Source organism: Mangrovibacterium lignilyticum (genome assembly GCF_010882175.1).
In the GTDB taxonomy this organism is placed as follows: Bacteria; Bacteroidota; Bacteroidia; order Bacteroidales; family Prolixibacteraceae; genus Mangrovibacterium; species Mangrovibacterium lignilyticum.
The window spans coordinates 1,480,708-1,500,783 of the sequence record NZ_WKLH01000001.1 but is presented as its reverse complement, the minus strand read 5'-3'; the positions used below and the strand labels follow the sequence as shown (position 1 = coordinate 1,500,783).

General features: G+C 43.2%; 19 protein-coding genes. 13 read left to right on the top strand and 6 right to left on the bottom strand.

The genetic code is table 11. The features are described 5' to 3' along the window. Nucleotides 1-119 precede the first annotated feature (119 nt). The 5 genes from GJV22_RS06080 (at nt 120) to GJV22_RS06060 (ending at nt 5,666) form a co-directional block, all read left to right on the top strand. On the top strand, nt 120-1,826 hold the full coding sequence (locus GJV22_RS06080; protein WP_163710151.1) for an acyltransferase family protein: 1,707 nt from the start codon (nt 120-122) through the stop codon (nt 1,824-1,826). A gap of 72 nt (nt 1,827-1,898) precedes the next feature. Next, entirely contained in the window at nt 1,899-2,084 is a 186-nt protein-coding gene (locus tag GJV22_RS06075) for a hypothetical protein (RefSeq protein WP_163710148.1), read from the top strand. A gap of 66 nt (nt 2,085-2,150) precedes the next feature. Continuing rightward, nucleotides 2,151-2,798: a DUF6090 family protein gene (locus GJV22_RS06070; RefSeq protein ID WP_163710146.1), complete on the top strand. Its 648-nt coding sequence runs from the start codon at nt 2,151-2,153 to the stop codon at nt 2,796-2,798. Between the two features lie 181 nt (nt 2,799-2,979). Beyond that, nucleotides 2,980-4,830, top strand: a complete 1,851-nt coding sequence (locus tag GJV22_RS06065) for a helix-turn-helix domain-containing protein (protein WP_163710144.1) — start codon at nt 2,980-2,982, stop codon at nt 4,828-4,830. A 152-nt stretch (nt 4,831-4,982) separates the two neighbouring features. Beyond that, complete coding sequence (locus GJV22_RS06060; protein ID WP_163710140.1) at nt 4,983-5,666, top strand: hypothetical protein; 684 nt, start codon at nt 4,983-4,985, stop codon at nt 5,664-5,666. 157 nt (nt 5,667-5,823) lie between these two features. Here the strand turns inward: GJV22_RS06060 and GJV22_RS22370 are convergent, their stop codons facing one another. From GJV22_RS22370 to GJV22_RS06045, 3 genes are read right to left on the bottom strand one after another with little or no spacing between them, the layout of a single operon-like run. After that, a complete protein-coding gene (locus GJV22_RS22370) occupies nt 5,824-5,958 on the bottom strand; it encodes a FeoB-associated Cys-rich membrane protein (protein ID WP_163710137.1) in 135 nt (44 codons plus the stop codon). 1 nt (nt 5,959) lies between these two features. Next, a complete protein-coding gene (feoB, locus tag GJV22_RS06050; protein WP_163710134.1) occupies nt 5,960-8,059 on the bottom strand; it encodes a ferrous iron transport protein B in 2,100 nt (699 codons plus the stop codon). 5 nt (nt 8,060-8,064) lie between these two features. Next, a complete protein-coding gene (locus tag GJV22_RS06045) occupies nt 8,065-8,295 on the bottom strand; it encodes a FeoA family protein (protein ID WP_163710131.1) in 231 nt (76 codons plus the stop codon). 364 nt (nt 8,296-8,659) lie between these two features. On the opposite strand from GJV22_RS06045, the gene GJV22_RS06040 reads away from it, so the two are divergent. Beyond that, nucleotides 8,660-9,907: a metallophosphoesterase gene (locus GJV22_RS06040; protein ID WP_163710128.1), complete on the top strand. Its 1,248-nt coding sequence runs from the start codon at nt 8,660-8,662 to the stop codon at nt 9,905-9,907. Between the two features lie 23 nt (nt 9,908-9,930). Here GJV22_RS06040 and GJV22_RS06035 read toward each other — a convergent pair whose 3' ends face one another. Next, nucleotides 9,931-10,614, bottom strand: coding sequence for a Crp/Fnr family transcriptional regulator (locus GJV22_RS06035; RefSeq protein WP_163710125.1), 684 nt, complete (start codon nt 10,612-10,614; stop codon nt 9,931-9,933). Nucleotides 10,615-10,735: 121 nt separating this feature from the next. Here GJV22_RS06035 and GJV22_RS06030 point away from each other — a divergent pair, with 121 nt between their 5' ends. Both GJV22_RS06030 and GJV22_RS06025 read left to right on the top strand, forming a co-directional pair. Further along, complete coding sequence (locus GJV22_RS06030) at nt 10,736-10,957, top strand: hypothetical protein (protein WP_163710122.1); 222 nt, start codon at nt 10,736-10,738, stop codon at nt 10,955-10,957. 217 nt (nt 10,958-11,174) lie between these two features. Beyond that, a complete protein-coding gene (locus GJV22_RS06025) occupies nt 11,175-12,173 on the top strand; it encodes an adenosine kinase (RefSeq protein WP_163710119.1) in 999 nt (332 codons plus the stop codon). On the opposite strand, the gene GJV22_RS06020 is transcribed toward GJV22_RS06025, so the two are convergent. Both GJV22_RS06020 and GJV22_RS06015 read right to left on the bottom strand, forming a co-directional pair. Beyond that, complete coding sequence (locus GJV22_RS06020; protein ID WP_163710115.1) at nt 12,170-12,784, bottom strand: deoxynucleoside kinase; 615 nt, start codon at nt 12,782-12,784, stop codon at nt 12,170-12,172. The two genes, GJV22_RS06025 and GJV22_RS06020, sit on opposite strands and share 4 nt — an antisense overlap. 60 nt (nt 12,785-12,844) lie before the next feature. Next, nucleotides 12,845-14,515: a GH3 auxin-responsive promoter family protein gene (locus GJV22_RS06015; RefSeq protein WP_238480287.1), complete on the bottom strand. Its 1,671-nt coding sequence runs from the start codon at nt 14,513-14,515 to the stop codon at nt 12,845-12,847. A 22-nt stretch (nt 14,516-14,537) separates the two neighbouring features. On the opposite strand from GJV22_RS06015, the gene GJV22_RS06010 reads away from it, so the two are divergent. The 5 genes from GJV22_RS06010 (at nt 14,538) to GJV22_RS05990 (ending at nt 20,021) form a co-directional block, all read left to right on the top strand. Continuing rightward, the gene (locus tag GJV22_RS06010; RefSeq protein ID WP_163710110.1) at nt 14,538-15,077 is read left to right on the top strand and encodes a CvpA family protein; all 540 of its coding nucleotides are present in this window, start codon (nt 14,538-14,540) and stop codon (nt 15,075-15,077) included. Continuing rightward, nucleotides 15,055-16,074 (top strand): DUF3667 domain-containing protein, encoded by a 1,020-nt coding sequence (locus GJV22_RS06005; protein ID WP_163710108.1) that lies wholly within the window; start codon nt 15,055-15,057, stop codon nt 16,072-16,074. Before GJV22_RS06010 ends, GJV22_RS06005 begins: the two co-directional genes overlap by 23 nt. Nucleotides 16,075-16,232: 158 nt before the next feature. Then, entirely contained in the window at nt 16,233-17,525 is a 1,293-nt protein-coding gene (gene tyrS, locus GJV22_RS06000; RefSeq protein ID WP_163710105.1) for a tyrosine--tRNA ligase, read from the top strand. 84 nt (nt 17,526-17,609) lie between these two features. Then, entirely contained in the window at nt 17,610-18,563 is a 954-nt protein-coding gene (locus GJV22_RS05995; protein WP_163710102.1) for a GumC domain-containing protein, read from the top strand. Nucleotides 18,564-18,566: 3 nt separating this feature from the next. Then, nucleotides 18,567-20,021, top strand: a complete 1,455-nt coding sequence (locus GJV22_RS05990; RefSeq protein ID WP_163710099.1) for an O-antigen ligase family protein — start codon at nt 18,567-18,569, stop codon at nt 20,019-20,021. Nucleotides 20,022-20,076 lie beyond the last annotated feature (55 nt).

Sequence of the window (20,076 nt, the reverse complement as noted above, 5' to 3'; positions counted from 1 at the left end):
ATGCATACGTTATACCGTTAAGTGAAACTTCATATTCTTTGGTTGATAGGTGATTAGTGGCGCATCAGGATTTCCGGGATCTTTACAGTGTTGAATTTGAAACCAAAAATCTGATAGTCATGAAAACGCGAATCTATTTTTTAGACAACCTCCGTACCTTTCTAATCTTAATGGTCGTGGTACTGCACTCCGGCTTGGTGTACGAGCATGTATTGCAGAATTCCTGGATCGTGGTTGACCCGGTTAAGTGTAATAGCATTGGTCTGCTCCGGATGTATCTCGATCTGTTTGTTATGTTTTGCATCTTCTTTATTTCCGGGTATTTTATTCCAAATTCGGTGAGGACCAAAACAGCCTGTCAATTCATTCAATCTAAGTTGAGAAGGATTATGTTGCCATGGGGTATTGCAGTCTTCACATTAATTCCGGCTTACAAAGCCATTTTCTTATTCTCCCGCGGATTGCCTCAGGAAGAATGGTTTAGCTCTTTCCATTTCTTTGAACGGGCAGGAGCAGACCTGAGCTTTTTTGCAGATAATCCGACGCAGAATTGGTTGTGGTTCTTGCCGGTGTTGTTTGTTTTTCAGTTGCTTTATCTGGCACTATACAAACTGAATTTGTTGTCCTTCAAAATCAGCATTAAGCAGGGAGTCGCGTTTACGTTTGTCGTAGGCTTTATCTATGCGTCGCTGATTTCGCTTGGCGGTTATACCGGCTGGACCCACAGTATTCTGCTCGACTTTCAGAATGAACGCTTGTTGGTTTACCTGTCGGCATTTTTGTTAGGATCGTTGTTCAGTAAGTTGAATGTTTTTGAAAACTGGCAGCGGAACACTCGCCAGTATATTTGGGTGAATGTTGTAATGACTGTTGTCTTGGGAATTTTCACGGCAATTGCATTAAATTTATTTTTTAACCTTATTACACCTGATCGAAACTATTTTTTCATTTCCGGGTTGGTAGATCGGTTTATCTATCACGCAACAGCGATGTTATCCATGTTGTGTTTCTTGTATGTGCTGCTTTATTCATTCCGCTTTAGCCTGAACAAAACAAACGGAGTTTTATCCCAACTTGGGCGCTCCTCATACACTGTTTATATCATTCACACAGTTGTTCTTGGTTTGCTAGCCCTTGTGCTTTTAAAATTGAATATTCCATCCTGGATTAAATTCATCGTACTGGCGGGAACAACGTTTGTGGTATCCAACTTCCTCATTTATGCCTGGCAAAAAGCTAAACAAAGACCCTTTAGCTTGAAAACAGCTGGAGCTTTAGGGACTTCAATTGTCCTTGTATTATTCGCCTTTAGTGGGCAACCGGTAACGGAAATCAACTCTGTGGAAATAGAGAAAACGGAGGTTGATCCAACTGTTGTCAGCATTCATGCAGCTGTGATCAGCGGAAATTTGGACGCTGTAAAACAATTAGTTAATCAGGGTATAGACATCAATTTGACAGAACCGGAAGGAGGTTCTACACCCTTAATATTAGCGGCATTATTCAACAAGCCCGACATTGCAAAATTTCTGATTGATAATGGAGCGGACTTAAATTTCCGAAATAATGATGGTTCCACAGCGCTGCATACAGCTGCCTTTTTTTGCAGGACAGAAATAGTATCACAGCTGTTAGAACATGGCGCTGATTCAGCCGTAAGAAATAGTGCCGGCTCAACCGCCTTGGAGTCAATCGTTATTCCATTTGAATCCGTGAGAGGAATTTATGAATACTTCGGAAAGATATATGCCCCCCTTGGATTGACGATCGATCTGGATGAAATAGAGGCAAACCGGCCACGAATCGTTGAGCTGCTGGAAATGTAGGGTTCCGCATTTGTGCTGATTTCATAGGACATCGCAAACCCATATGAATTCAAAAACCAAAAATAGACAACCATGGACACGAAAAACAAAGAAGACAAAAGTACCTGGGCAATCGGAGGAGGTTTGCTCGCCGGTTTGGGCATCGGATTTTTCTTTCTTCAGACATCTGTATTGGCTTTTGTTGGCTGTATTATCGCCGGGCTTGGTATTGGTTTAATCCTGACATCTATTATATCAGGGGTAAGCAAGCAGGATTGACGCATGGTCCGATTTTTCCGAAATATCAGACAGGGCCTTCTTGCTGAAAGTAAGTTTCGTAAATATATGCTTTACGCAATTGGTGAAATTGTATTGATCGTCATTGGTATTTTGGTCGCCCTTCAGATTAATAATTGGAACGCTCGTCGGATACAAAAAGACAATGAAAAAAAGATCTATCAGAACATTAAGCTTCAGGTTGAAGATGATCGCGATGAGCTTAATGAAGTGAGGAACTTTAACAATTATTATTCAGCGCAGTTTGAATATGCCAATCAAATTATCTTAGGGAAAGATCGAAGCAAAATTGATACGTTGGCGATTATCACGATGAGTCTGTCGCAGTATTCCGATTTTCACAGAGGCGGGAAAATTTACGAAACATTGGTGAACAGCGGCGAGTTAAAGCTGCTGACAAATCCGAGCATTACATCCAACCTGCAACGGCTGGAGATGACTTATAACTACATCAATAAACTGGAAGATATACATTGGGAAATCATCATCAATGAATTGTCTCCCGAGATGCGGGGTGTCATCAACTATGCGACTTTGGAGCTTGTAGCCCCCGATAAACTTTATTCTGTCGAGATTCAGAATTTCATTATCGAAAGCATTTTTCTGACTAAAGGGAAAGACAATGCTTACAAGAAGGCATTGGCCGAAATTCAAACTATCGTAGAATTAATTAAAAAAGAATTGGAGGGGGAGTGACCCTTGGGGGGTAATGCCTAAGATGCAAGTTGTGAGCCTGTTGTGTGAGGAGGTAAATCTTAATTGTACCCGAGCGGGTTGATTGAATCGGGAGTAGGAACAGAAACTACAAGGTTTATTTTACGTAAAGCAGAACACTGGTTTAGCTTTTTAATGTTTGGTATATTGGCAATCCTTCTGCATGAAAGATTCATTCATTCATAAATTGAGAGAAATCATTCTCCGAAATTTGGAGAACGAAAAATTTGGTGTGCTCGATTTAGCTGATGAAATTGGGCTAAGCCGATCTCAGACACTTCGGAAAACTAAAATTGCAACCGGAAGATCGGTGAATCAGCTGATTCGCGAGATTCGTCTGGAAGAAGCATGCAAGTTCATTAATCGTGAAAATCTGACCGCTTCTGAAATTGCATACAAGGTGGGGTTTAGCAGTCCTTCTTATTTCAATAAATGCTTTTTAGATCAGTTTGGATTGACTCCGGGGGAGTACAAAAAAAAGATTGAAGGTGGAGAATTACCGGATTCGATAGACCTGGAACCTCGGGTTAAGTGGTGGAGGCAAAAACCAATTGCTGCGGCTGTGCTAATTCTAATCATTATTTTGGGCGGATACATCTCAGTTGTTATCCCCAATAATGAATATGCTCACGAGAAGGCTTCCATTGCAGTGTTGCCGTTTCTGTTTTTATCGGAAGATCACGACAAAGAATATTTGGCCGATGGAATTACTGAAGCAATCACGTTTGAGTTGTATAAAAATTCAGCAATTCGGGTGATCTCAAGAGGTTCGGCGATGATTTACAAACGTGAAAAGAAACTTTATCCGCAAATTGCCCGGGAGCTGAATGTTGATTTGTTGCTTGAAGGATCGGTCATTTACGGGGGCGATAGTATGCGGGTTGTGGTTCAGCTAATCAATCCTTTCCCGGAAGAGGATCATGTTTGGGCGAACGCTTATGACCAGGACCATAGTAACATCCTTCAGTTGATCAGTCATGTGTCCAACGAAATTGCCCGGGAAATCTCAACCATTATCGGGCAGCCGCTTAAAGAGGTTTCTAATCCGGAGGTCGATCCTGAAGCTTATGACCTGTATTTACGTGGTCGACATTTGTGGAACACGCAAAAAATACGTTACGCTTCTTTGTCGAAAGCACTCGATTATTTAAACCAAGCCATTGAAAAAGCTCCAGATTTTGCTCCAGCCTATGTTACACTTGCAGAAACCTATCTTTCAATTAATACCCTGATTGGCGACAACGAAGAAAAATTAAGTAATCGGGAAAATGCGCAAAGCGCGATCAATCGAGCGCTTCAGATTGATCCGAACCTGGCCGAAGCCTATATTACGGGGGGAAATCTGGCGGGCAAGTTCGATTGGGATTGGTCTAAAATGAAATCGTTGGCAGAAAAAGGATTAGAGTTAGAGCCCAACAATTCAAATGCTCATCTCAGTTTGTCGAACTATTACGTTGTGAAAGGGGACTATGAAAATGCAATAAACGAAGCTTTAAAAGCACAGAATCTTGATCCGGTTAATCCGATTACCGGATGTTTGCTGGCCGAACGTTATTACATTGCCGGCAACTACGAAAAGTCGATCAATGAATATAAAGAGGTATTGGAATTAAATCCTGATTACGGGTTTGCCTGGAACGGAATTGGCTTTGCTTACTATCAGGCCGGCGAGAGGGAAGAGGCCAGACGTTCGTGGCTTCAGCTACAGCACATCATGGGGAATGAAGCGATGATTGATTGCTACACGACCGACACCTTTGAAAATTGCCTGAATTTTTGGTTACAGGGAGCACAGAAAAATGCTCCTCGCTATTGTTCCAATCCGGTGGTCATTGCCTCGGTATATATGTTGCTTGACAACGATTCCGGTGCAACGGAATACCTCGATATTGCCTTCGATTATAAAAACGAGGATCTTCCGGTCATGCTGACTTATCCTGATTTTGCCCCTTTGTATCCAAATCCGGAATTTCAGGAGCTTGCTCAAAAAATCGGCGTAGTTATTCCCGAATAGCAGGTTCAGAAGAACCTACTCCCTGAATTTTTCCTTCGATGCTTCATATTTGAAAGCAGTGCTTCAAAATTGCAACTTTTTGCTTGGCGGTTGATAAGTCAACAGCCCTGCACAGTCCGAACTTTGTATCCTAATCTTTAAATTCTGCTATCATGAAAAAATTGAATTTTATTATCGGAATGTTTTTGGCATTTGTTTTGGTTATGGCCTCATGCCAGGAAACTGCGTTGGATGAAAGTCTAGCGGATCAAAATTTGAAAAAGGGGCAAATGAACAAAGAAAAGGTGACCGGCTTTGACGAGTGGGGATTCAACTGGAATGCGCAACAGTTTAACGGCTATCTGGTTAATATGATGTTAGGGGATGCCTTTTTCGACGGTTGGCCACATTATAAGCAACATGTCTACAATGGTGAAGGTCAGGAATTCTGGGATATGTTAGTGGCAAATTACGACTATTGGATCTATATGATGCCGTTTGAGTTGTTAGATACAAAACTGAATGCACATTGGAATACTGGTTTAATCAGCAAAGAAGGGGGTTATCCCGCCACTTGGGTCGATTCTGACGGCTGGATTGTATTCAAGTATTCCGGTGTTATGGATGGCCAGTGTTGGTCTCACATGAGAAAGTTGGTGTCAAGTCGGTCTACAGATATGCTTGTTGATGGAATTTGGTACAACGCCGAAGGTGAAGAGATTGGGTTTGAATCGATGTACTGGCCGGAGCTAATCGTTGTTCAGGTTGTGAATGAAGGTGAGATGCCGCCATTCTTTTACGATGAGTACAACAGCCCGTGGGGCCCCGGCTATGGGAAGTATAAGATGAGCGAATGAATATGCTGCCAGAACTGGTTTTTCCAAAGATAGAATGGCCGGTTTAGATCGATTCCTGGAAATTGAGCTTGTCCGGGCCATTTTGATAGCAGAGAAGCTGACCCATCGGGTCAGCTTTTCTTGTTGTAACTATCAATAACCAGATGGAAATGTTTGGTCAATGGCAGCCGCAATCGGCCTTGCCACACGATCCTGCTTTCTTCTTCTTTTTAAAAAAGAAGCGTTTAAGTATGAAAAATAGGGCTGCCGCCAGTATTAAGTAGGCAAGTATATCTTGCAGATTGATGTTCATTTTAACTCAAAATTTGATAAGCAGTCAGCGAGCAGAGGTAGGCAAAGCAACTCATGAACGCTAATTGAATTAACGGCCATTTCCAGCCGTTTGTTTCACGTTTTACAATGGCCACTGTACTCATGCATTGCAGGGCAAACGCATAAAACAGTAAAAGTGAAATTCCTGTCGGAAAATTAAAGAGTTTATCTCCGGTGTCCGGATTGATTTCCTGGCTCATTCGGGTTTTGATTGTTTCTTCTTCATCACTTTCAACACTGTAAATGGTTGCCAGAGTGCCCACAAAAACCTCGCGGGCAGCAAAGGAACTGATCAGGGCAATGCCCATTTTCCAGTCGTAGCCCAGTGGGCGAATAGCCGGCTCAATGGCATGCCCGAGTATTCCGATGTACGAATGTTTAAGCTGGTAAGAAGATACTGCCGTGTTGAGTTCATCCGGACTCAGATGTTGACTTGCGGGTTGTGACGTTACAATCTCAGTAGCGTTTTTGAAATCGTCTGATGGCCCATTTGACGCCAGGAACCACAAAACAATAGAGAGCGCTAAAATGATGCTCCCGGCACCAACCACAAAGCTCTTTGTTTTCTCAATAACAGTAATTAAAACATTTTTCGGCAGTGGTAGTTTGTAGGCTGGCATTTCAACCATAAAAACTGACCGGCCTTTTATTTTTAGTATTTTATTGAGAATTGCAGCAGATAGTACGGCCATGCCGAATCCCAACAAGTAAAGTACCATCAGAGTTAATCCCTGCATGTTGAAGCCCAGAAAATTCTGATTTGGAATAACCAGCGAGATAATGATGAGGTAAACCGGTAGACGGGCCGAGCAAGTGATAAATGGTGTCACCAATATCGTGATTAAACGTTCTTTCCAGTTTTCGATATTACGGGTTGCCATAACGGCGGGAATGGAACAGGCTGTTCCTGAAATGAGCGGAACAACACTTTTCCCACTTAGTCCAAAACGGCGCATCACCCGATCCATCAGGAAAACAATGCGGCTCATGTAACCACTTTCTTCCAGAATGGAAATAAACAGGAACAAAAAGGCAATTTGCGGAATAAAAATAACAACACCGCCAACACCCGGGACGACTCCTTCGGCCAGTAAGCTGGTCAATGTACCTTCGGGCAGATTATTGTTTAGGTATTCGCTGAGTGAAGCAAATAGACCGTCGATCAAATCCATCGGCATGCTGCTCCAGTTGAAAATAGCCTGGAAGATGAGTAACAGGATCAAAAAGAAAATAACATAACCGCCTATTTTGTGTGTGAGAATCCGATCGATGGCAGATCGCCAGTCGCTTGCTGCATTTTTATCAACCTGGTAAGCTTCGTTGAAAAAGCTGTTGATGACCAGATAGCGACGAATAGTTTCTTTTTGCTGCAGTCGTTTCAATTCTGAGGGCGAGATTTCCGGTAGGCGGGAATGTACCTCGCGAAGTTTTTGATCCAGGTTTTTGTAGGCCATTTCCTGCGAAAGCATCAGCCACAATTTGTAGCCATCGATGTCCGGGAACTGAGTTTCCAGCTTTTCAAAATAAGCCGGGTTAATTTCTTCAATCTCAACGCACGGTTTAAGAGGGAGTTCTTTATAGTCCAGAATCTGCTTTTTTAGCTCTTCGAGACCGGTACCTTTGCGTGAGCTGGTAACGACGATGCGGGTTTGCAGCTTTTCTTCTAAAAGCGGTATGTTCAACTTAATACCACGACGTTCCATTTGGTCGGCCATGTTGATCACCAAAATGGTTGGTATCTGCATATTTTTCACTTGGGTGAAAAGCAGCAAATTCCGCTTCAGGTTTTCAATGTCAGAAATAACAACGGCAACCTCCGGAAAATCGGGATGTTCGTGATTGAGCAGTGTTTCCACGACGATTTGCTCATCTGCCGAACTGGCGTTCAAACTGTATGTTCCGGGAAGGTCGTTAATTGAAGCACGCACATCGTCAGACAGTTTGCAAAAACCCTGTTTCCTGTCGACAGTAATTCCCGGGTAGTTCCCGACTTTTTGGTTGAGGCCCGTAAGTTGATTAAAAAGCGACGTTTTGCCGGTGTTGGGGTTCCCGATCAGAGCTACCTTGAGCTGTTTACTCATGCCTGTTACTTGACGATTGTAATTTCGATTAAATTCGCCAGTTCTTTTCGGATGGCAAGATTGTTTCCGTTGACGTTGATATAGATTGGATCGCGGAAGGGAGCCATTTGAATCAAGCTGACTTCATTACCCGGAAGGCAACCCATTTCTAAAAACTTCAATGGAATATCGTCAGGCGAGAAGTTCTCAATAACTCCTCTTTCTCCCCGATTTAAATCAGCTATTGTCTGTTTCATTCTTCGTGCGTTTAAATTTTTTTTAAAATTGGCCTTTCTGCTTGAAAACCACGATGATTCTGAGCCGTTCTAATTTTGTATTTCAAAATTAGTCCACATCGGTGATCTTTTCAATCCCCAAAAGTTGTGATATCTGGAGGCTGGCTGTCTTAAATTCGAATTTCTTATCCCATTTACTTGGGAGACGACTGCCGAAGTGGAAAAAAGCAAAGGTGCTTGCTGCCGTATTTTTGCATTGCTGGTTGCTTTGAATTTAATGCTAAAAGCAACCATCTTGTTTGTCGGTTGTTTAGAAAGAAGGATTTCGGAAAAAGTCCTGTTAACTTAGCCGGAAACAGTATTAAACAGATTAGAGAAACAAAAAATGAGATTAGTAATCTTTGGACTTTTCGTCCTCGTGGTTGAATATTATGCATTTGTTGCGGTGCGGACGGTTTTGCGTCAAGTAAATCCGAACTTGCAGTGGGTGCTTTGGAGCTGTTATATTCTATTAACTCTGGCAACTTTGTGGGGCTTTTACGCCTTCCCGCATTATGGTAGAACTGCTTGGCCATCGGTGGGACTCAAATTAACGGTGAATGTGTTAATTGGTGTTTTCCTGGGGAAATTGCTTGTTGCAGCAGTGATGCTATTGGCAGACATTGTGATGATCGTTCCCAACATCTTCAGCTTTTTGACTTCTTTTAAAAATCACCCGGTAGGGAGTCCTCCGGAAGGATCGCGTTTTATCAGTCGTTTTACATTCATTTCACAAACTGCTTTGTTGGTCGGAGGTGTGCTCACCGCAGGACTCGCTTATGGCATGAGCAATCGTTATCGGTATCAGCTTCGGAAAGTGAAATTAAGCCTGAATAATTTGCCGGATGAATTCAAAGGACTTCGGATTATCCAGATTTCAGATATTCACTCCGGGAGTTTCGATAATCGTGAAGCGGTTTTGGAAGGGGTTGAGGCAATCATGAAGGAAAAGCCGGATCTGATTTTGTTTACAGGCGACCTGGTCAATGATCGGGCAGAAGAAATTGTGCCTTATATGGACGTTTTTAACCAATTGAAAGCACCGTTGGGAGTCTTCTCCGTTTTGGGAAATCATGACTACGGGGACTACACTTCGTGGTCATCGGATGAGGAGAAGAAAAGAAACCTGGATCAGCTTAAGCAGCATCATGCGGATATGGGCTGGCGATTACTGATGAATGAGCACGTTCTGCTTGAGCGGGAACAGCAACAGATTGCGCTCATTGGAATTGAAAACTGGGGAGCCAAAGGTTTCACAAAGTACGGCGACATGAAAAAAGCTGTTGCCGGGTTGGATGCACATAATGTTCCGGTGAAGCTTCTGATGAGTCACGATCCCTCTCATTGGGATGCGGAGGTGCGTAAGGATTATCAGGATATTGATCTGACAATGAGCGGTCATACGCACGGTATGCAATTTGGAATTGACATCCCCGGATTCAAATGGAGTCCTGTTCAGTATATGTATGATAAATGGGCTGGATTGTACCGGGAATCAAATCAATATTTGTATGTGAATCGCGGCTATGGATTTATTGGTTATCAGGGCCGCTTGGGTGTGTTGCCTGAAATTACCTTATTAGAATTGACTTAATTCGATTGATTGGGTGAGTGGTGTTAACCTTTGCGCTTTATTTCTTCCAGTTTTTGCTCCTGTAGAATTTTGATTTCGTTTTTGCTAAGTTCGATAATCCCATCATTCTGGAAGCTTTTTAATGCGCGGGTTACGCTTTCGCGCGAGGTGCCGATGAGGGAGGCTAGTTCTGCCTTTGTGAGATTCAGATTGAATGGATTTTCCCGATATATTTGTTGGTAAAAATAAAGCAAAGCTGTAGCGAGCCGTCCCGGCAGTTGTTGTTGTACATTGTTTAGAAGCCTTTCGAAATAGTTCATCTCATCATGAAAGATGTAGGAGATCACTTCCGATGCAAATACGCCGTTCATTTTCAGCAGCTGATCAAAATATCTAATATCCAGGTAACAAACTTTGGCATCGGTAATCGCATATGCCGAGAAATAGTTAACCCGGCGTTTTTCATCCAGATTTTGAAGTCCGAGGTAGGCTCCCTTTCCCGAAATGCTTAAAATGTATTCTTTCCCGCCAATTCCTGTCTTGCATAGTTTCACAAACCCGTCCCGGATGTACGTGATGTACCTGGCAGGTGCGTTCTCTTTCAGAATCAATTCTCCTTTTCTGAAGTCAGTTTGCGAACAACCTTCTTCCAAAATTGCCAGCTCATTGTGCTCCAAAACGGAAACAGCCCTCGATTTTATACTACAAGTTCTGCAACTTTTATTCATTGGTAACTCGATTTTTCATTTCGTTCATGGTTCGAATGTCACATCCCTGTGTGATTTATATCACGCATTAAATCGAACGAATGTTTCAAATGTAGACTAATTTTGTTTAAAAAGGAAAGTCATGAATAAGTTGTTTACATTGACATGTTTTTATGGAGGAGCTTGGGGTGTTCTGGGCTTTTTGGTAACCATTGCTTTAGGCTTTGTATTTTGCTGTGCCGGTTGGTCGCAGACGCTGTACATTAGTTTGTTGGCTTTGTTTTCCTTGGTCGGAATTGTGATGACCTGGAAAAGTGTTTCCAAATGTTGTGAGAAATTCAGAGATGTTCCGGAACAACGATGAATGACCTCCTCTTCCAACCCGGGAAAAGTTATTGCCGGTAATGGTGAGTATGCGTTTAGAATACCCCCAATGCCGGACGCGAAACAAAATCGGTTGGGATTCCTGATGTCTTTTCCATTTCATTCATATAACATAGGCTTGTTACTATTAGTACCTGACAAGTTAGGGAAGACAGCCGGTTCATGCATTGGATCGGCTTTTTTGTTATTTTTGCCGCATGAAAAATGCAAACCCTCAAAAATCGATCGTTGGAATTGGTAGTGCGCTGGTTGACGTGCTTGTACAGTTGAAAGATGACCAGTTGCTGGAACAGTTTGGATTGCCAAAAGGCAGTATGACTTTGGTGGATGCTGCTTTGTCGAAACAAATACTGGAGGCCAGTGCCGGTTTGGAATCCGGGATGGAAACCGGAGGTTCATCAGCCAACACCGTCCGCGGAATTGCTCAACTGGGCGGTAAAACCGGTTTTATTGGCAAGGTTCACGATGATAAGATGGGGCAGTTTTTCAAAAAAACATTTGAAGATCTTCAAATTAAACCACACTTGTTTCATGGTTCTATTCCTTCGGGAGTCGCTGCTACGCTGATTTCACCGGATTCGGAACGGACCTTTGGCACATACCTCGGCGCTGCCAGCGAACTGTCGGTAGAGAACTTGTCTGACGAGCTATTTGCACCCTACAACTACCTGCACATTGAAGGCTACCTGGTTTTTAATCATGAATTGATTGAAGGCATATTGAAAATAGCTAAAAGGAACGGGTTGACCATTTCGTTGGACATGGCCAGTTTTAATGTGGTTGAAGCCAACCTGGAATTTCTGAAACGCCTGGTACACGAATATGTCGATATTGTTTTTGCCAACGAAGAAGAAGCGAAAGCCTATACGCGTAAAGAGCCGGAAGAAGCTTTAAAGGAAATTGCGACTCAGTGTTCGATTGCCATCGTGAAAATTGGTAAAGAAGGTTCTTTGGTCCAAGCTGGAGATGAGTTTGTGCGGGTTGATGCCTTTCCGGTAAATGCGGTTGATACAACCGGTGCAGGTGATGTTTATGCTTCCGGATTTTTATACGGTTTAGCCAATGGGCTTAGTCTGGAGAATTGCGGCAAGTTAGGTGGAATTTTAGCGGCAGAAGTGATACAAGTACTTGGGGCCAAAATTCCTGATGAATCCTGGCCCCAAATAATGATTGCACTTGAAAAAATGAAGGCTTAAAACAAGCCGTGAATTTGTGCATCAATTTTATCAATAATGCTACTTAGATCTTCGGGGTTGTGAGTAATGTCGATTTTGTCAACATTGATAATTAACAGTTTCCCGTCCTTGTATCGGTTGATCCACGCTTCGTAACGTTCGTTCAGTTGCTTCAGGTAATCAATTCGGATTGAGTTCTCGTATTCGCGGCCCCGCAGCTGAATTTGGTTCACCAGCGTTGGCACACTTGCCCGCAGGTAAATCATGATGTCGGGCGCTTTTACCAATTTGCTCATCAGCTGGAAAAGACTGGTGTAATTATGAAAATCGCGAGTCGACATCAGCCCCATTGCATGCAGGTTAGGGGCAAAAATCTCGGCATCTTCATAGATGGTTCGATCCTGAATGACGGTCTGTCCCGAATTTTGAATATCCAGTACCTGGTTGAATCGGCTGTTCAAAAAGTAAATCTGAAGGTTGAATGACCAGCGTTGCATGTCTTCGTAGAAGTCATTTAAATATGGATTTTCATCAACATCTTCATAATGAGGACTCCAGCCATAGTGTTTGGCCAGCATTTCTGTTAGGGTCGTTTTTCCGGCTCCGATATTTCCGGCAACTGCGATATGCATGGTTGTATATGTTTTTCTGATTTGTGTTACAAATTTATAAAATGCCTTATGCCGGACTGCTTAATTATCAAATTTATTTTTCTGCAGCTCTAAAAGCTGATCCAGGTATATCCGATCGTTCGCTAAACGCGGAATTTTGTTTTGCCCGCCTATTTTTCCCCGTTGTTTCATCCACTCATAAAACAAACCTTCAGGAGCTAATGTGATATGCGGTCGTTCCAGGGTTATATTTTTATGGCGTTTGGCTTCATAGTCGGAGTTCAGTGTTTTCAGCGTACCATCCAATACCGAGATAAAGTGTTCCAAATCGTCCGGCTTTTGGTCAAACTCGATGATCCATTGGTGAGCTCCTTTTTGGTTTTCACCCATAAACACCGGGCCGGCGGTATATTCCAGAATCGTTGCCTGTGTCCGATTGCAAGCCACTTTTAAAGCTTCTTCCGCATTGTCAATAATCAGCTCCTCGCCAAACGCATTGATGTAGTGTTTTGTTCTACCGGTAATCTTTATTTTGAACGGATTTCGACGGGTAAACTTTACCGTATCACCAATCAAATAACGCCACAAGCCGCCATTTGTACTGATGACCATGGCGTAATTCTTCTCCAGCTCGACTTCTTCTAAACTCAATGCGGGAGGATTTTCTTCATGGAACCGGTCCATGGGAATGAATTCGTAATAAATCCCGTAGTCGAGCATCAATAATAAGTCGGTAGTTTCCGGGTTGTCCTGAATGGCGAAGAAACCTTCAGAAGCATTATAGGTTTCCATGTATCTCATGTCGTCCGACGGGATAATTTGGCGGTATTGTTCCCTGTACGGATCGAATTTAATTCCGCCGTGAATAAACACTTCGAGGTTTGGCCAAACATCCAAAATATTTTTTTTGCCTGTTGCTTCCAACACGCGATTCAGTAAAACTAGGTTCCAGGAGGGAACACCCGCCAGCGATGTCACATTTTCGTCGCGCGACTGTTCAATGATTTTGGCAACCTTCTCATCAAATTCTTCGATCAGCGCGACGTCGGCCGGTGGTGTTCGAATGAAATCTGACCAGAAAGGCGTGTTTTCAATTAAGATAGCTGATAGGTCGCCGTAAAATGAGTTGTTGTTGAAACTGTTCACCCGATGGCTGCCTCCTAAGGTCAGAGATTTTCCGAGCAGGACACCCGATTCCGGATTGTTTTTTAAGTACAAAGCCAGCACGTCTTTGAACCCGCGGTAATGCACATCTTCCAGCGAATGTTTACTAACCGGGATAAACTTACTTTTATCATTGGTCGTTCCCGATGACTTGGCAAACCATTTGGTTTCACCGGGCCATAAAATGTTTTTCTCGCCTTTTAAAAGCCGATCAATATAGGGAGAGAAGTCTTCGTAGCTTCGTATTGGAATTCGCTTTTTAAATTCAGCTTCTGTGGTAATCCCTCTAAAATTGTATTGTTCTCCAAACTCTGTGTCGCGAGCCTGATCAAGTAATTCGAATAAGACTTCCCGCTGTGTATCAATTGGATGCTTTTTGAACAGGTCAATTTCATAAATTCGTTTGAAATTCAGCCAATTGACAATGGAGTTAATGATTGCCATATGTTTATCGTCCTTACGTTTGTAACGAAAATAGCGTTTTCCGAGTGAAAGAACTTCACCGAATTGATAATTTTTGTGAACAAAAGCAAAGTAATCGCGGAAGCCGAAAATTGCGGCAACAAATAATTTTCTATTTTTACTCAACAATAATCTTTTTTCTGAAAGTATGAACTATATTGATATCATCCTGGGTGTTTTGTTAATTATCGCGGCAGTGCGCGGTTTCATTAAAGGTTTCGTTGTTGAGGTGGCGTCCTTGGCTGCGTTGATTTTAGGAATCTGGGGAGCCATACATTTTTCCTATTTTACAGCTGACTTCCTGACCGGCACCTTTAACTGGGATACAGAACATATCGGGTTGATTGCTTTTTTTATCACCTTCGTGTTGATTCTCGTTGTCGTTCATATTTTGGGAAATGTCTTAACCAGCCTGGTTGAAGCGATGGCTTTGGGCTTGTTGAATCATTTGGCAGGCCTGCTGTTTGGCGTGCTGAAAACGGCGTTGATCCTCAGTATTGTTTTGGTCTTTTTTGATCGGATTGATGAAGATGCCCATATCATATCGAAAGATACAAAGGAAGAGTCTCGTGTGTATGAGCCGTTGAAAAACCTGGTGCCAACGTTACTCCCGTTCTTGAATTTCTGGGACGATCAGGATCAACCGAACAAATCAAAGTTAAAAGATGAAATTCACAAAGTGGTTTAAACAAGAGAAAGTTCCTTTTGAGGAACTGGAGCCGCATGAGTGTCCAAACTGCGAGACGGTCTTTAAAGGGTATTATTGTCCGAACTGCGGGCAATCGGATAGCGAATTTGACCGTCCTTTCGGATTCGTGGTTTATGATTTTATGGGTAACTTTTTCTCGTTTGATTCCCGTTTTTTTAAGACCTTTCAATATTTAGCGCTTAAGCCGGGGTTTCTGACAAGCGAGTTTTTAGCCGGCCGTCGGGAACGTTATGCTCCTCCGTTTCGAACTTTTATTTTCCTCAGCTTTTTATTGTTTCTGTTGTTGCAAATCCTGACAGGAAAGGCGCTGAAAGAACCGATTGGCTGGGAGCCAAATGCTGCTGAAGGAGTGGCGATAGTTGATTCAATAAACAAGGAATTTTCCGATTCTTCCTTCGTACTTACCGAAGAAGAATTGGACACACTTGGCTCGGGAATGGAAGTCAATGTGGATGAGCTTCTCGCTAAGAATTCACTGGAGTCGAAACTGGAGTTGCTATCTCAGAAAATTGATGAGAAGCTTCAAGAAGAGAAAGGGCAGGAGGACCGTAAAACCCTGTTGCAAATGAAACGGGTTTTGAGTTCGCCACGAGCGCTGACCAATGCTATTTTGAAATATCTTTCCTGGGCATTCTTTGCCATGTTGCCTATTTTTGCGGTATTCCTGGCTTTGTTTTACCGGAAGCGAAAAATGCACTTCATCCGCCACCTCGTCTTCTCGGTCCATGTTCATTCGTTCGTATTTCTGATCAACATTGTTGTCGTTGTGTTGGCATTGATCTGGCACTTGCCCGGGTGGATTTATTTCATGGCCTTTTTGATGATCCAGGTCTATATTTATTTGGCCTTGCGTCGATTCTATCAACAGCGCTATTGGAAGACCTTTGTGAAACATATGCTTCTTGGCGGAATTTACTCCCTCTGTATTGCGATCGCATTTGCGTACGTCATTTACAATGCCTTTATGTTTGCATGATAGGTGGCCGGCGAATCGGCGACTGATTTAATGCCGGCAGGATGGCCCGCTTAACGGTTCATTTTTATATCTTTGCCCGGATTTTTATTTCGGATACGTATGGGGGCGAAATTGAATCAAATAATCGAATTACAGATCATTAAATAGAGACCAATACAATGAATTTTGTTGAAGAATTAAGCTGGCGGGGCATGTTGCATGATATGATGCCCGGAACTGAGGAACAACTGAAAAAAGAAATGACAGCTGCTTATGTTGGATTCGATCCGACAGCTGAATCGTTACACATTGGAAGCCTTGCTCCAATCATGTTGTTGAAGCGTTATCAGCTTGCTGGCCATAAACCAATTGCCTTGGTTGGCGGAGCCACCGGAATGATTGGTGACCCTTCAGGTAAATCTCAGGAGCGTAATTTATTGAACGAAGAAACATTGGAGCGTAACCTGACCGGAATCCGGAATCAGTTGGCCAAGTTCCTGGACTTTGACAGTGATGCCGAAAATAAAGCCGTCATGGTGAACAACTATGACTGGATGAAGCAAATCAGTTTCCTTGAATTTATCCGCGACATTGGTAAGCACATTACCGTGAATTATATGATGGCCAAAGATTCCGTGAAAAAGCGGTTGAATCCGGAAGCAAAATCCGGTATGTCGTTTACCGAATTCACTTACCAGTTGGTGCAGGGATACGACTTTTACTGGTTGAACGAACATATGAATTGCAAATTGCAAATGGGTGGTTCTGACCAATGGGGAAATATTACGACCGGTACAGAGTTGATTCGCCGCAAGTCGGGCAATGATGCCTTTGCACTGACCATTCCGTTGATTAAGAAAGCTGACGGAACAAAATTCGGAAAAACGGAGTCCGGAAACGTTTGGCTGGATCCGAAGTTGACATCACCCTATAAATTTTACCAGTTTTGGTTGAATACATCCGATGAAGACGCTGAGAGCTACATCAAAATTTTCACCCTGTTGGGCAAAGAAGAGATTGATGCGTTGATTGACCAACACAAGGCCACTCCGCACGAACGCGAATTGCAAAAGAAACTGGCCGAGGAAGTGACCGTATTGGTGCACTCGCGCGAGGATTACGAGATGGCGGTTGAGGCGTCACAAATCCTGTTTGGACGGGGTACTGCTGAAAACCTTCGCCGTTTGGATGAACAAACTTTCCTGGCTGTTTTTGAAGGTGTTCCGCAATTTGCGGTTTCAAAGTCAGCGTTGACAAGTGGCGTTAATGTGCTGGATCTGTTGGCTGATCAGGCTGCTGTTTTCCCTTCCAAAGGGGAATTGCGCCGTACGATAAAAGGCAACGGACTAAGTATCAATAAAGAAAAATTTACTGATCAGGAAGGCGAAATCAATAGCGATTTCCTGATTGGCGATAAATACGTTCTGGTTCAAAAAGGCAAGAAAAATTATTTCTTGCTGATAGCCGAATAAAAGCATTGTTGCACAGATCTCTTGTACTAAACAAGGGATCTGTGCGTTTTAATGCATACGACTTTTATTATTCAACCTTGCTGTATGAAAAACTTTTTGGAAAGCCAGTCTTTGATTAAGCAAATTCTGCACTGGAAAATACATTTGATTGTGATTGGATTTGTTGCAGTGATTCTGGCAGCCCTGTTTTCATCCCCGTTTTTCATTACTCCGCTTTTCAAATCACAAGCTCGAATTTATCCGACCAATGTCAAGGCTTTTTCAGAAGAATCTGAAAGTGAGCAGCTGTTGGAAATTATCTCTTCTACCGATATTAAACGGAAGATGATTGATTCATTTGGCTTGACAGAACGCTACGAAATTAAGTCAGGTGATCGTTTTGCACAGACACACGTGCTGAAGGAATACGACGAGCATGTTTCGAGTTCGAAAACACGGTTTGAGACCATTGAACTTAGCGTGTTGGATGCCGATCCGGAGATTGCCTGTGCCATGGTTGACTCGTTAATCGCTTTTTACAATGTGAAGATGTTAGAGATGCGGCGGGCAAAATATTCGGAGGAATTACTGACTTATCAGAAAGATCTGGAACGGAAACAGGCCGAGCTTGATAGTCTGAATCGTAAAATGGAAATGTTCCGGCAGGAATATGGAATTCTGGATTACGAAAACCAGGCGCAGCAGTTAACCTTGGGCTATGCTGAAGCACTTGCTCGCGGAGCTGCCCGTTCGTCGGTCAATGAACTGCAAAAACGCCTCGACGTACTGGCCGAAAAGGGTGGGGCTTTCAGGCAAATGGAAATGAAAACGCTGGAGCTTGAAAAACAACGCGACGAAATTAGTCGGCAAGTGGAAGAATCATACAGTTTGGTAAATCGGAATGACCGCTTCGCCATGGTCGTCGAAGAACCTTTCCCTGCCGACAAAAAATCATATCCTACCCGCTGGTTGATCGTGTTGGCCAGTTTAATCTCTGTTGAGTTTTTGGCCATGATGCTACTGTTGCTTTTCGATTCGCTTAACATCAAAAAATCCTAAGCTTTGTCCGCCGAAAGGATCAAAATAGGGCTGTTTTATGCGGTGTCCGTTATTTTCCTGGCGCTGAACTTCTACCTGGTCATTGCGAAGGATAGTTTGTGGCTTAGCGTTTTGCCTTTCGCATTGGCTTTTGTTTTATTGGGCCTCTCCAGACTGGATTATCTGTTGTTGCTGATCGTATTTTTTACGCCGCTAAGTGTGGCCCTGAAGGAACTTATTCCGGGACTTTCATTCGATATGAATTTGCCAACTGAACCCTTAGTGTTCGGAGTGCTGCTGATTTTTATGCTGAAGTTCTCGCAACAGCCCAAGCTCGACCGGAAGTTTGTGAGACACCCGATCAGCCTGGCAATTGGCTTTTATTTACTCTGGATGTTGCTAACCTGCCTGACCAGCAGTATGGCCATTGTTTCGCTCAAATTCTGGATTTCGAAAGTCTGGTTCATCGTTGCTTTCTATATTCTCGGGTACAGTCTGTTGCAGAAAGCCAATAACTTTCATCGTTTTGTGTTACTCTATGCAGTCGGGTTTGTTCCGGTAATTGCGTATGCCTGGTGGAGACAGTCGGGTTATGGCTTTTTCGATAATCATGCTGCCAATTTTGTCATGAATCCTTTTTTCAAAGATCACACGTCCTATGGTGCAATGTTGGTGTTTTTTATGCCCGCTTTGATCGCTGTAGGCATGCAAAAGCAGTTGAAACGCTCTTTGAGGATTCTGGCAACAGTGCTTCTGCTGATCTTTGCTGTAGCTTTGGTTTTTTCCTATACTCGTGCGGCCTGGCTAAGTCTGATCGTTGCGCTGGCTGTGTTTCTGCTTTTAATGCTGAAAGTGAAGTTTCGAACAGTGTTGCTTACAGGTGGCCTGTTACTCGCTACTTTGTTTGTTTTCCAAAGTCAGCTGGTGATGTTGTTGGAAAAGAACAAGCAGCAATCGAGTTCGCAGCTGTCGGGACACCTCAATTCAATTTCAAATGTGTCGACTGATGCCTCGAATGTGGAACGGTTGAACCGGTGGAGCAGCGCGATTGCGATGTTTAAGGAACGTCCCGTGGTGGGATGGGGGCCCGGAACTTACATGTTTCAGTATGCACCGTTTCAGAAGACCGATTTGAGAACCATTATCAGTACCAATTCGGCAGACGGGGGCAATGCGCACAGTGAATACCTGGGACCGTTGGCTGAATCCGGATTCCCGGGACTGGTTAGTATTTTGTGGCTCGTTATTGCACTGTTAAGGACTGGGTTCCGGGTTTATGAAAAGTCGGAAAATAAAGAGCAGCGAATCCTCGCCTTGTCCGTTCTGATGGCACTGGTCAGTTATTTCACCCATGGATTCCTCAATAACTTTCTGGATACGGATAAAGCTGCCATTCCGGTTTGGTTTTTCGCTGCTGTTTTGGTGGCGCTGGACTTATCTCAAAAACCGGCTCAGCAAGAAGCTTCACTAAACGAATAGATCTCTATTGTTGGGGCCGGTTTAATCCTATTCCTTTCCAATCATCGTCCTACCG